The organism is Pseudolysinimonas sp. (assembly GCF_031389465.1).
Taxonomy (GTDB): domain Bacteria; phylum Actinomycetota; class Actinomycetes; order Actinomycetales; family Microbacteriaceae; genus Pseudolysinimonas_A.
Genome location: NZ_JANMSQ010000007.1, coordinates 1 through 12,920, shown reverse-complemented (window position 1 = coordinate 12,920; position 12,920 = coordinate 1). Strand labels below are relative to the sequence as shown.

Below are 12,920 nucleotides of genomic sequence, written 5' to 3'. Positions count from 1 at the left end.
GCGATCGTCGTCAACCCGGAGATGCAGGCGGCCACCCTCGCTCCCGTTCCCGACTCCAGCGACGACTTCGCCAGCTATGCGCCCGAGACCATCTCCGTCGGAGTCGGGAGCGCCCCGCGTAGCGACTCCCGACTCAACCCGAAGTACAACTTCGACAACTTCGTCATCGGCGGCTCGAACCGGTTCGCGCACGCCGCGGCTGTCGCCGTCGCCGAAGCGCCGGCCAAGGCCTACAACCCACTGTTCATCTACGGCGACTCGGGGTTGGGTAAGACCCACCTCTTGCACGCGATCGGGCACTACGCCGAGAACCTCTACACCGGCATCCGAGTCCGATACGTGTCGAGTGAAGAGTTCACGAACGACTTCATCAACTCGATCCAGAACAACCGATCGGCGGCGTTCCAGTCGCGCTACCGAGAGATCGACATCCTGCTCATCGACGACATCCAATTCCTGCAGCGTGCGGTCGAGACGCAGGAGGCGTTCTTCCACACCTTCAACACGCTGCACGATCACAGCAAGCAGGTCGTCATCACGAGCGACGTCGCCCCGAAGTTCCTCACCGGATTCGAAGACCGGATGCGTTCGCGCTTCGAGTGGGGTCTCATCACCGACGTGCAGGCACCTGACCTCGAGACCCGCATCGCGATTCTGCGCAAGAAGGCTCAGAGCGAGAAGCTGCAGGTCCCCGACGACATCCTGGAATTCATCGCGACGAAGGTCTCGAGCAACATTCGCGAACTTGAGGGAACCCTCATCCGCGTGACCGCTTTCGCGAGTCTTAACCGCACCCCCGTCGATCTGCAGCTCGTACAGACGGTTCTCAAGGATCTGATCACGCTTGACGAAGACAACGTCATCGCGCCGGTCGACATCATCAATCACACCGCCGACTACTTCAAACTCTCCGTCGATGACCTCTACGGATCAAGCCGGTCGCAGGCCGTCGCGACGGCTCGCCAGATCGCCATGTATCTCTGCCGCGAGCTCACGAATCTGTCGCTGCCCAAGATCGGACAGCTCTTCGGAAACCGCGACCACACCACGGTGATGTACGCGAACAAGAAGATCAGCGAACTGATGAAAGAACGTCGCTCGATCTACAACCAAGTCACGGAGCTCACGAGTCGCATCAAACAGAACCAGCGCTACAACAAGATCTGACCTGTCCGACAGGGTGTTTCGACCCCTCCCCCCCGAACGGGGGACTAGACGGATCGGTGCAGAATCTGTGATTGCACATCCTGTGGATAGCTTGTGGATAACGTGCGCGACGCGCGGGGGGGTCGTGTGGATATCTCGCGCCGGCAGTGTGGACTGATACCGCCGGTCTCGACGTTCTCCACCGAAGGGGATCTCAGAATCCACAGGTCGTCTTCATCTCACACCGGTGTAGTTCCCTGTTTGAAGTTGCCCACTTGCCGGGTTATCCACATGTGAGCACCGGTTAAGAGGATTAACTCTCTCTTCTCCGTCTAGCTGTTCGACAACCCCTTGGTGCCCACCAGACGACCAGAATCCGCTTGCCCCTTCCTGTGCCAGGATCGATGTGAAATCCTGGCCAACCGGGGTCTCGCCCGCTATCGTCACAGCCCACCAGTGTGGACAAGGAGTCCCTTCGTGAAGTTCCAGGTCAATCGGGACGTCTTCAGCGAGGCTGTGTCGTTCGCCGTCAAGCTCCTGCCGCAGCGCACCACCCAGCCGATTCTGAGCGGCGTGCTGCTCGAGGCCGCCGATGGTGCTCTCGTGCTCTCGTCGTTCGACTACGAAGTTTCCTCGCGCGCCGAGATCGCCGCCGATGTCGAGGATGCGGGAAGTGCCCTCGTCTCGGGCCGACTTCTCGCCGAGATCGCGAGTCGACTGCCTAACGCCCCCGTTCAATTCTCGACCGTCGACGGCAAGATCGCCGTGCAGTGTGGTTCCGCGAAGTTCACCCTCGGCAGCATGCCCGTCGAGGAGTACCCGACCCTTCCTCAGGTCGGCGAACGCACCGGCGTCTTGCCCGCCGAAGACTTTGCAGCTGCTGTGGCCCAGGTCACGGTCGCCGCATCGCGCGATGACGTCACCCCGGTCATCACGGGCGTGCAACTCGAGGTCGGCGACAACAACCTCTCCCTCGTCGCGACCGACCGCTACCGGGTCGCCGTGCGCGAGATCGACTGGGATTCCGGCTCAACGACCGCCGAGGGAACGGCCGCGCTCATCCCGGCACGCACGCTCGCCGAAATCGGCAAGACGTTTGCCCACAGCGGCACCGTGTCGGTCACCATCGCGCGAGGTGACGACCGCGAGCTCATCGCCTTCAGCGCCGATAAGAAGACCGTCACCTCACTGCTCATCAAGGGCAACTTCCCTCCGGTAAAGCGGCTCTTCCCCGAGACGGTCGATAACTACGCGGTCGTCAACACCGCAGAATTGATCGAGGCGACCCGGCGCGTGTCGCTCGTGCTCGAGCGCGAAGCAGCGTTGCGTTTCTCATTCTCGATCGACGGCGTGACCCTCGAGGCGACCGGCGCGGAACAGGCTCAAGCGCAGGAGACGATCGAAGGACACCTGCACGGCGAAGACACCGTCGTGTCGCTGAAGCCGGCGTTCCTGCTGGACGGTCTCGGCGCCGTGCACTCGGAGTACGTGCGCATCTCGTTCACCAAGACCGACAACCCGAACAAGCCGGGCCCGGTGCTCATCACGAGCCAGTCCTCGAAAGAGCAGCCCGGTGCCGACAACTACAAGTACCTCCTGCAGCCCAACCTGCTGCTGCGCTGATCGGGGATTCGGTCATGGTCACGCCTGCTGAACAGCACAGTGCCCCCGAAATGCACATCGGACTCATCGGGCTCGGCAAGATTGGCGGCAACATGCGCGAGCGCCTGCGGCGCGCGGGCGTCGAGGTCACCGGGTATGACCCGAACCCCGACGTCACCGACGTTCCCGATCTCGCCGCGCTCGCCGCGGCGCTTCCGACCCCGAGGGTCGTGTGGATCATGGTTCCGTCGGGTGCGATCACCGACCAGGTGATCACCGATGTCGCAGCAGTCCTCGAACCGGGTGACGTGGTGATCGACGGCGGCAATTCTCGGTTCACCGACGACGCGCTGCATTCCGCCCAACTCGCGAAGACCGGCATCCGCTTCGTCGATTGCGGCGTTTCGGGCGGGGTGTGGGGCCTCACCAACGGCTACGGGCTCATGGCCGGCGGTGACGCGGCCGACGTTGAAGAGCTGCTTCCGGTGTTCGATGCACTGCGACCCGAGGGTCCTCGCGACGAAGGTTTCGTGCACGCCGGCTCGGTCGGCGCGGGGCACTACGCGAAAATGGTGCACAACGGCATCGAGTACGCTCTCATGCAGGCGTGGGCCGAGGGGTTCGAGCTGATGGCGGCCCGTGACGACCTGATCCACGACGTGCCCGGGGTGTTCAAGGCTTGGCAGCGCGGCACGGTCGTCCGCAGCTGGTTGCTCGAACTGCTCGTGAAGGCGCTCGAAGAAGATCCGGAGCTCGCCGACATCGAAGGCTATGTCGAGGATTCCGGCGAAGGCCGCTGGACGGTGCACGACGCGCTCGATCGGGCCGTTCCCGTACCGACGATCAGCGCCGCGATCTTCGCTCGCTTCGTGTCGCGCCAGAAGGACTCCCCGTCGATGAAGGCCGTCGCCGCGCTGCGGAAACAGTTCGGCGGCCACGCGGTCCGCAAGGCGTGATCGTCACCCACCTGGAGCTCACCGACTTCCGCAACTATCGCGAAGTCGAGGTCGACCTGGTGGCCGGCCCGAACCTCTTCGTCGGCAGCAACGGCCAAGGCAAGACCAACCTCGTCGAAGCGATCGGCTACCTGAGCACGCTCGGCTCCCACCGCGTCGCGACGGATCATGCGCTCATCCGCGCGGGGCAAGATGCGGCGATCGTGCGCGCCCGCCTGGAACACGCTGAACGCACGGTGCTCGTCGAGGTGCAACTCAACCGGTCTTCGGCGAACCGGGCGCAGGTGAACCGCGTCGCGACAAAGCCGCGCGAGCTTCCGCGCTACGCGACGAGTGTGCTGTTCGCCCCCGAGGATCTCGCGCTCGTGCGGGGCGACCCGGGCGGTCGTCGTCGCTACCTCGACCAGTTGCTCGTGCAGCTCACTCCTCGTCTGGCCGGGGTGCTGGCCGACTACGACCGCGTGTTGCGCCAGCGCACGACACTGCTCAAGTCGGTGCGGGCAGCCCGGGTCGCGGAATCCCAACTCTCGACGCTCGAGGTGTGGGATGAGCGGCTTGCCGCTCTCGGTTCCGAAATCATCGTCGAGCGCTCCGCGCTGATCGACCGCATCCGTCCGCACGTCGCCGACGCCTACCGCCGCATCGCGGGCGACGACCACAAGGCCGACCTCGCGGTGCGGCTGAGCATCCTCGGCGACACCGCGCCCGCTGACGAAGGTGACGATGACACCGAGGATGCCGGCACTTCGTCCACGGCACTCGCACCGGGCGAGGTGCGCGAGGCGTTCACCGCGGCGCTCACGCGGGTGCGCAGGCAGGAGCTGGATCGCGGCCTCACTCTGATCGGCCCGCATCGCGACGATCTGGTGCTGACCCTCAACGGTCTCCCCGCAAAGGGGTACGCGAGCCACGGTGAGTCCTGGTCGTTCGCTCTCGCGCTCAAGCTCGCCGCCGCGGCGACCCTGCGGGCCGATTCTCCGCTCGGCGATCCGGTCGTCATCCTCGACGACGTCTTCGCCGCGCTCGACGAGACCCGCCGGGCGCGGCTCGCCAGCGGGATCGCCGACTATGAGCAGGTGCTCATCACCGCGGCCGTTCTCGATGACGTTCCGGACGCGCTGCGCGCACACACGGTCCGGATCCAAGCCGGGCGCATCGTGAAGCCTGGGGAGGACGCGTGACGAAGGACACCCCCGGACCCACCCCCGAGCACATCGCGGTGTACCAACGGCTGCGCCGACTGTTCGGCAACCCCGAGCTGCGCAGCGTCGACGGACGACGTCGCCGGCGAGCGGCTGACGCCGCTGCGAGCGAGCCCTACGGACTCGGCCGAGACCCGCGCGGCGTGGGCGACGTGCTGGCCGGAGTCGCCGCCGCCCGCGGTTGGGAGTCGCCGCTGGCGCGGGCAGAACTGCTCGGAACGTGGCCCGAGATCGTCGGCGCCGACACCGCGGCGCACACCTCACCGGTGGGAATCGAAGACGGCATCCTGACCGTTCAGTGCGACTCGACCGCATGGGCGCAACAGTTGCGGCTCATGTCGGCGACCGTACTGAACAGCATCGCCGAGCGATTCCCGGCGGCCGGGGTCGAGTCCGCTCGCTTTCTTGCACCCCACGCCCCGTCCTGGAAACACGGCCCCAAGGCCGTCCCGGGGCGCGGTCCACGCGATACCTACGGCTGAGAAGGCAAATCTGGTCGACCTTGTCGGGAAAACCCCGCAGATCGCCGAATCGCCCGATCTCGACCGCGTCCGCGGGATAGAATCGAGGCACCCTCGCCACCCGCATTTCTGGTGGCTGAGACCGACCCCGGCAGGAGCCACCTCCCCATGAGTCCCACCCCTCGTCAGGGCGCGTCCGACGCGAACTACGGCGCCGCCGACATCCAGGTGCTCGAAGGTCTCGAAGCCGTGCGCAAGCGCCCCGGCATGTACATCGGCTCGACCGGTCCGCGCGGTCTGCACCACCTCGTCTACGAGATCGTCGACAACGCCGTCGATGAAGCGCTGGCCGGCTACTGCGACCGCATCGAGGTCACGATCCTCGCCGATGGCGCGGTGCGCGTCGTCGACAACGGCCGCGGCATCCCGGTCGATATTCACCCGATCGAGAAGAAGTCGACCGTCGAGGTCGTGCTCACCATCCTGCATGCCGGTGGCAAGTTCGGCGGCGGCGGCTACGCCGTGTCGGGCGGCCTGCACGGCGTCGGCTCCAGTGTCGTCAACGCGCTGTCGTCCCGGCTCGAGGTCGAAGTGCATCGCCAGGGCAACATCTACCGGCAGGGCTACCGGATCGGCGTGCCCGACGCGCCGCTCAAGAAGGGTGAGGCGTCGGAGCTGACCGGCACGACGATCACCTTCTGGCCGAACGCCGACATCTTCGAGACCGTCGAGTACGAGTACGACACCCTGCGCAACAGGTTCCAGCAGATGGCGTTCCTCAACAAGGGCCTCACGATCATGCTCACTGACGAGCGGGCCGACTCTTCCGAAGATGGCCCGCGCAGTGACGTCTTCTTGTACGAGCGTGGGCTTGTCGACTATGTCGAGTACCTCAACTCCGCGAAGAAGACCGAGGTCATCCACCCCGAGATCATCTCTTTCGAATCCGAAGACACCGAGCGCCGCATCGCCCTCGAGGTCGCGATGCAGTGGACCACCTCGTACTCCGAGAGCGTCCACACCTACGCGAACACGATCAACACGCACGAGGGAGGCACTCACGAAGAGGGCTTCCGGGCCGCACTGACCACGCTCGTCAACAAGTACGCGCGCGAGAAGGGGCTGCTCAAGGAGAAGGACGAGAACCTCTCCGGCGACGATGTGCGCGAAGGTCTCACCGCCGTCATCTCGATCAAACTGGGCGAACCGCAGTTCGAAGGTCAGACGAAGACCAAGCTCGGCAACACCGAGGCCAAGTCGTTCGTGCAGCGGGTCGTCGGCGACCAGCTCACCGACTGGTTCGATCGCAACCCGAATCAGGCGCGCGACGTCATCCGCAAGTCGATCCAGGCTGCGGCCGCGCGCATGGCCGCACGCAAAGCGCGCGAGCAGACCCGGCGCAAGGGGCTCCTCGAGGGTGGCGGCATGCCGGGCAAGCTCAGCGACTGCTCGAGCAAGGACCCGGCACGCAGCGAGATCTTCATCGTCGAGGGCGACTCGGCCGGCGGATCCGCGAAAACCGGTCGCGACCCCGAAACCCAGGCGATCCTGCCGCTGCGCGGCAAGATCCTCAACGTCGAGAAGGCCCGGCTCGACCGCGCGCTCGGCAACGCCGAGATCCAGGCGATGATCACCGCATTCGGCACCGGCGTCGGCGAAGACTTCGACGGCGAGAAGGCCAGGTACCACAAGATCGTGCTGATGGCGGATGCCGACGTCGACGGTCAACACATCACGACGCTGCTGCTCACCTTGCTCTTCCGCTACATGCGCCCGCTGATCGAGATGGGCTACGTCTACCTCGCGCAGCCGCCGCTGTACCGGCTGAAGTGGACGAACTCCGAGCACGAATACGTCTACTCCGACCGCGAGCGCGACGCTCTCATGACCGAGGGCCTTGCCGCCGGCAAGCGCCTCGGCAAAGAGAACAACATCCAGCGCTATAAGGGTCTCGGTGAGATGAACCACCAGGAGCTGTGGGACACGACGATGAACCCCGCGAGTCGCACTCTGTTGCAGGTGACGCTCGACGACGCGGCGATCGCCGACAGCGTCTTCTCGACGCTGATGGGCGACGACGTCGAATCGCGCCGCAACTTCATCCAGCAGAACGCCAAAGACGTTCGCTTCTTGGACATTTGATTTCGACACGCGGCTTCGCCGCTACTCAATCACCGAAGGTGAACCATGGCTGACGTAACCGAGGTCGATCCCGACCGTCACGACAAAATCGAGCAGGTCGACCTCCAGCTCGAAATGCAGCGCAGCTATCTCGACTACGCGATGAGCGTCATCGTCGGGCGCGCGTTGCCCGACGTGCGCGACGGGCTCAAGCCCGTACACCGCCGCGTGATCTACGCGTTGTACGACGGCGGCTACCGCCCCGACCGCGCGTTCTCGAAATGCACCCGCATCATCGGCGACGTGATGGGTCAGTTCCACCCGCACGGCGACAGCTCGGTGTACGACGCGCTCGTGCGGTTGGTGCAGCCCTGGTCGCTGCGCTACCCGCTCGCACTGGGGCAGGGCAACTTCGGCTCCCCGGGTAACGACGGCGCCGCCGCCCACCGGTACACCGAGACCAAGATGGCGCCGCTCGCCATGGAGATGGTCCGCGACATCGACGAAGACACCGTCGACATGCAGGACAACTACGACGGCCGCACCCAGGAGCCGCGGGTGCTTCCCGCGCGGTTCCCGAACCTGCTCGTCAACGGCTCAGTCGGCATTGCCGTCGGCATGGCCACGAACATCCCGCCGCACAATCTGCGCGAAGTGGCCGAGGCGGCTCTCTGGGCGCTCGAGAACCCCGAGGCTCCGCGCGAGGAGCTGCTCGAGGCGCTCATCCAGCGCGTCAAGGGCCCCGACTTCCCGACCGGCGCGCAGATCTTGGGCATCAAAGGCATTCAGGATGCCTACCGCACGGGCCGCGGCTCGATCACGATGCGCGCGGTGGTGAGCGTCGAAGAGCTGCAGGGGCGCACGAGCCTCGTCGTCACCGAGCTGCCCTACCAGGTCAACCCCGACAATCTTGCGATCAAGATCGCCGACCTCGTCAAGGAGGGCAAACTCGCGGGAATCGCCGACATCCGTGACGAGAGCTCGGGCCGCACCGGTCAGCGCTTGGTGATCGTGCTCAAGCGCGATGCCGTCGCGAAGGTCGTGCTCAACAACCTGTACAAGCACACCCAGCTGCAGGACAACTTCGGCGCGAACATGCTGGCGATCGTCGACGGTGTGCCCCGCACCCTCGCGCTCGACGGCTTCATCACGCATTGGATCGATCACCAGATCGAAGTCATTGTGCGACGTACCCAGTTCCGGCTCGCCAAGGCCGAGGCCGACGCGCACATCCAGCGCGGCTACGCGAAGGCGCTCGACGCGCTCGACGAGGTGATCGCGTTGATCCGCCGATCGCCCGACGTCGACGAGGCTCGTCAGGGCCTCATCAAGCTGCTCGAGGTCGACGAACTGCAGGCCGACGCCATCCTGGCTCTGCAGCTCCGCCGGTTGGCGGCGTTGGAACGTCAGAAGATCCGCGACCGCCTCGAGGAGCTCGAGCGGGAGATTGCGGAGTACCAGGCGATCCTCGCGAGCCCGGTGCAGCAGCGCACCATCGTCACCGAGGAGCTCACCGATCTCGTCGCGAAGTTCGGCGACGACCGGCGCACCGAGATCATGCTCGGCTACGGCGGCGACATGAGCGTCGAAGACCTCATCCCCGAAGAGGAGATGGTCATCACCATCACTCGCGGCGGGTACATCAAGCGCACGCGCAGCGACAACTACCGCTCGCAGCACCGCGGCGGTCGCGGGGTCCGCGGCGCGCAATTGCGGGCGGATGACGTCGTCGAGCACTTCTTCGTCACGACGACTCATCACTGGCTGCTGTTCTTTACGAACACCGGTCGCGTGTACCGGGCGAAGGCCTACGAGGTGCAGGAGGCCGGCCGCGACGCGAAGGGTCAGCACGTCGCCAACCTGCTCGCCCTGCAACCCGACGAACAGATCGCGCAGGTGCTCGACATCCGCGACTACTCGGTCGCGACCTACCTCGTGCTCGCCACCCGCGGGGGGCTGGTGAAGAAGACGGCACTCACCGAATACGACACCAACCGCACCGGCGGCATCATCGCGATCAACCTGCGCGAGGGTGACGAGCTGGTCTCGGCGCTGCTCGTCGAAGACGGCACCGACGTGCTGCTCGTCTCGCGGCACGGCATGTCGATCCGGTTCACCGCGTCCGATTCCGCGATGCGTCCGATGGGCCGCTCGACGTCGGGCGTCATCGGGATGCACTTCCGGGGCGACGACTCGCTGCTGGCGGCATCCGTCGTCCCTTCGACAGGCTCAGGACAAGCGGCTGATTCATTCGTATTCGTCGTCACCGAGGGCGGGTACGCGAAACGCACCGCAGTCGACCAATACCGCATCCAGAACCGCGGCGGACTCGGCATCAAGGTCGCGAAGCTCAGTGAAACGCGCGGCGACCTCGCCGGTGCACTGATCGTCGAAGAAGACGACGAAGTGCTCGTCGTGCTCGCCGGCGGCAAAGTCGTACGTTCAGCTGTTGCCGAGGTTCCTGCCAAGGGGCGGGATACGATGGGCGTCGTCTTCGCGCGTTTCGACGACGACGACAAGATCATCGCGATCGCGAAGAACAGCGAACGCAACATCGAGATCGCGGTAGACCCCGATGCCCCCGACTCCGACGCCCCCGCGGCTGAGGACGAAGTGGCGGATGACAGTGCCGAAGCTGCCGCCGCGCCCGACGGAGAGGACCAGGAGTAACGATGAGCGTCGCCGAGAAACTGCAGCGCAAAGAGATGCGCCAGACGACGAGCCGTCAGGTGCGCCTGAAGCTTGTCTACATCGACGTCTGGTCGCTGGTGAAGCTCTCGTTCCTGGTGTGGCTGTGCCTCGGCATCGTGCTGATCGTCGCGAGTGTGCTGATCTGGGTGGTGCTGTTCTCCACCGGCATCTTCGACACCCTCGATGAGACCCTCCGCGACATGCTCGGTGACGACGAGTTCGCGATCGCCAACAGCTTCGGCCTCGTGCAGGTGCTGCTGTTCACGTTCATCATCGCCGTGCTCAACACGATCGTCGGCACCGCTCTCGGCGCCGTCGGCGGGTTCCTCTACAACCTCAGCGTGCGCCTCACCGGCGGTCTGCTCGTCGGATTCCAGAACTCGTAGAGGCTGATACTCTTTCTCTCGGCCTTCGGGCCACTCGGGGATATAGCTCAGGCGGTTAGAGCGCTTCGCTGATAACGAAGAGGTCCGAGGTTCAAGTCCTCGTATCCCCACTCCATCTCGGTGGTCACGTGTTTCAGTGGTCGCATGCGGCCGCAGGTCGCGTGTCGAGACCCGACATGGGTCCGGGGCCTTAGCTCAATTGGTAGAGCGCCTGCTTTGCAAGCAGGAGGTCAGGGGTTCGATTCCCCTAGGCTCCACCATTTCTGACGAAAACTCTACAATTGGGGCGAGTTGGGCATCCTCAATCACGATGATTCGTGCGATTTGGCGGTTCCTTCCGCCGCCGCCCGCCAATCGGCACGAATCGCTGCGTTGAGGACACGCATTCCGAGCCAACGGGCGAGCGTGGCCACCTCAGATCCTCGCGAAACTCGTGATTGAGTTCCAGCCACTCACGGGTCTTGGCGTAGACCGGCGGCCGGGCGAACTGGGCGAGGAACAGCGCCAGATCTTCCATCGGGCGGATCATGCCGTCGAGTTCGAGAAGCGACCGGTCGACCTCGAGTGCCTTCTGCAGGTCGTCGGGTTCGTAGCGCGAGCCGATCCGGCTCCACAGCACGAGGTCGGCACTGGGCGCGATGTCGGCGTACGGGTAACGCTGGACGACGGTCAACCCGCGCACGACCTCGACGACGCTCACCGGGCGCGACGCGTCGAGCAGTTGCGCACGCACCGCAATCCGGCGGGCCAGCGCCCGCGTCAGCTCAACCGGGCTGGTGCTCAGAAGTCGTCGTCGTCGCCGATGTCGGCACTGCCCGGGTCGCCAAGGTCTTCGATCCACAGATCGTCGTCGGCGCGCAGCGTCTGCCAGGCGGCGTAGGCGATACCCGCGAAGGCAACCACTCCGAGACCGATGAGGATGTACTTGCCCGGGCCGCTCGACTTGGGCGGCGTGACGACGCCGGCCCGTTGCCCGGCCTTCGAGATGCGGCGCACGACGTCGCGCACGGCCGGGTTCTTCGCGGCCTCGAGCACGGCGAGGGCGGAGCCGATCGTTCCCGAGATCGCGGGAAGCACGTCGTCGGTGAACCGCTCCCGAGCGGTCGAGGCGGCCTCCCGGGCGGCACCGAACCCGTCGCGGGCAGCGCCGAAGCCTTCACGGACCCGAGGACGCACCTCCTCGCGAGCGAAGTTGGCGGCCTGGCGGCGGGCATCCTTGAGCACGATGGTCGCGTGCTCGATGGCCTCGCGCTGCTCATCCCAGAGGCGCTCGGCATCCCGCTTGAGGCGGTTGAGCTCCCGCTGGCGCTTGCGTGAGAGTGCCATAGTGATCCTCCGGTTGGTCTCAGAACGAGCTGACAACCATCCTGCCATGCGCGACCGATAGCGCCGCAGGGCTTGCCAACCCGAGCTACATGCGAGAATGGCGCAATGCCTGCGCACACTCACGTCGCCACCGTCCACACCACCCTCGGCGACATCCGGATCCACCTGTTCGGCTTCCACGCCCCGGTCACTGTCGACAACTTCGTCGGCCTCGCGACCGGCACGAAAGAGTGGCAAGACCCGGCGACCGGAGAGACCAAGAGCTCGCCGCTCTACGACGGGGTGATCTTCCACCGCATCATCAAGCAGTTCATGCTGCAGGGCGGTGACCCGCTCGGTAAGGGCATCGGCGGTCCCGGCTACAACTTCGACGACGAAATCCACCCGGAGCTGCACTTCACCGAGCCGTACCTGCTTGCCATGGCGAACGCCGGCATCCAGGGTGGTCGCGGCACGAACGGGTCCCAGTTCTTCATCTCGACCGTTCCGACCCCGTGGCTCAACGGCAAGCACACGATCTTCGGCGAGGTTGCCGACGACGACTCGAAGCGGGTCGTCGATGCGATCGAGGCGGTCGACACCGACGGGCGCGACAAGCCGCTCGAGGATGTCGTCATCACCTCGATCTCGGTCGACGCGGTCTGAGCGACGCCCCAGGTGACTGAAGCGGAGACCTCGCCGGACGTCTGTTACCGGCATCCGAAACGCGAGAGCTGGGTGCTCTGCCAGCGCTGCGGGCGAACGATCTGCCCGGAGTGCCAAATTCTCGCGCCGGTCGGTATTCAATGCCCCGAGTGGGTCCGCGAGGTGGGTGGCTCGGTGACCTGGCGCGGTGCCGGTGAGGCGCGACGCCCCGCAGCCAAGGCGCGACCCGTCAGGTCGCGTCCTGAGCGTTCGTCGTCGGGTTCGGGGTCGGGGTGGCAGGGCGCGATCGGGCAGATGCTGCGGCCCGGATCCGAGGCACCCGTGCTCAGCTGGGGCATTGTCGGGCTGACCGTGGTGCTCTGGCTTGGCGGCCTGTTCAGCGGG

Annotated in this window: 12 protein-coding genes and 2 tRNA genes; 12 read left to right on the top strand and 2 right to left on the bottom strand. The window is 65.5% G+C overall.

Features of this window, described 5'->3' with window-relative positions:
- The 10 genes from dnaA to RMO30_RS00155 all read left to right on the top strand — a co-directional run.
- Window positions 1-1,167, top strand: a 1,167-nt coding sequence (gene dnaA, locus RMO30_RS00200; RefSeq protein ID WP_309707910.1) for a chromosomal replication initiator protein DnaA, incomplete at its 5' end; no start/stop codon positions are given.
- Between the two features lie 456 nt (window positions 1,168-1,623).
- Window positions 1,624-2,769 carry a DNA polymerase III subunit beta gene (gene dnaN / locus RMO30_RS00195; RefSeq protein WP_309707907.1) on the top strand — a complete coding sequence of 382 codons (1,146 nt, stop codon included), beginning with the start codon at window positions 1,624-1,626 and terminating at the stop codon, window positions 2,767-2,769.
- Between the two features lie 14 nt (window positions 2,770-2,783).
- Window positions 2,784-3,704, top strand: a complete 921-nt coding sequence (gene gnd / locus RMO30_RS00190; protein WP_309707904.1) for a phosphogluconate dehydrogenase (NAD(+)-dependent, decarboxylating) — start codon at window positions 2,784-2,786, stop codon at window positions 3,702-3,704.
- A complete protein-coding gene (recF, locus tag RMO30_RS00185; protein ID WP_309707901.1) occupies window positions 3,701-4,885 on the top strand; it encodes a DNA replication/repair protein RecF in 1,185 nt (394 codons plus the stop codon). The genes gnd and recF overlap by 4 nt, the downstream gene beginning before the upstream one ends.
- Window positions 4,882-5,388 carry a DciA family protein gene (locus RMO30_RS00180; protein ID WP_309707898.1) on the top strand — a complete coding sequence of 169 codons (507 nt, stop codon included), beginning with the start codon at window positions 4,882-4,884 and terminating at the stop codon, window positions 5,386-5,388. The genes recF and RMO30_RS00180 overlap by 4 nt, the downstream gene beginning before the upstream one ends.
- Window positions 5,389-5,535: 147 nt before the next feature.
- Window positions 5,536-7,509: a DNA topoisomerase (ATP-hydrolyzing) subunit B gene (gene gyrB / locus RMO30_RS00175; RefSeq protein WP_309707896.1), complete on the top strand. Its 1,974-nt coding sequence runs from the start codon at window positions 5,536-5,538 to the stop codon at window positions 7,507-7,509.
- A 45-nt stretch (window positions 7,510-7,554) separates the two neighbouring features.
- Window positions 7,555-10,158, top strand: a complete 2,604-nt coding sequence (gene gyrA, locus RMO30_RS00170) for a DNA gyrase subunit A (RefSeq protein ID WP_309707893.1) — start codon at window positions 7,555-7,557, stop codon at window positions 10,156-10,158.
- Window positions 10,159-10,160: 2 nt separating this feature from the next.
- Complete coding sequence (locus tag RMO30_RS00165; RefSeq protein ID WP_309707890.1) at window positions 10,161-10,565, top strand: DUF3566 domain-containing protein; 405 nt, start codon at window positions 10,161-10,163, stop codon at window positions 10,563-10,565.
- Between the two features lie 36 nt (window positions 10,566-10,601).
- Window positions 10,602-10,675 (top strand) — tRNA-Ile (locus tag RMO30_RS00160).
- 74 nt (window positions 10,676-10,749) lie between these two features.
- Window positions 10,750-10,825 (top strand) — tRNA-Ala (locus RMO30_RS00155).
- 41 nt (window positions 10,826-10,866) lie between these two features.
- Here the strand turns inward: RMO30_RS00155 and RMO30_RS00150 are convergent.
- Both RMO30_RS00150 and RMO30_RS00145 read right to left on the bottom strand, forming a co-directional pair.
- Window positions 10,867-11,298 carry a hypothetical protein gene (locus RMO30_RS00150; protein ID WP_309707888.1) on the bottom strand — a complete coding sequence of 144 codons (432 nt, stop codon included), beginning with the start codon at window positions 11,296-11,298 and terminating at the stop codon, window positions 10,867-10,869.
- A gap of 47 nt (window positions 11,299-11,345) precedes the next feature.
- On the bottom strand, window positions 11,346-11,891 hold the full coding sequence (locus tag RMO30_RS00145) for a hypothetical protein (protein ID WP_309707887.1): 546 nt from the start codon (window positions 11,889-11,891) through the stop codon (window positions 11,346-11,348).
- Between the two features lie 105 nt (window positions 11,892-11,996).
- Between RMO30_RS00145 and RMO30_RS00140 the strand changes: the two genes are divergently transcribed.
- Together RMO30_RS00140 and RMO30_RS00135 are read left to right on the top strand one after the other, a co-directional pair.
- On the top strand, window positions 11,997-12,536 hold the full coding sequence (locus RMO30_RS00140; protein ID WP_309707885.1) for a peptidylprolyl isomerase: 540 nt from the start codon (window positions 11,997-11,999) through the stop codon (window positions 12,534-12,536).
- A 174-nt stretch (window positions 12,537-12,710) separates the two neighbouring features.
- Window positions 12,711-12,920: hypothetical protein (locus RMO30_RS00135; RefSeq protein WP_309707882.1), on the top strand; the 210-nt coding region annotated here is incomplete at its 3' end.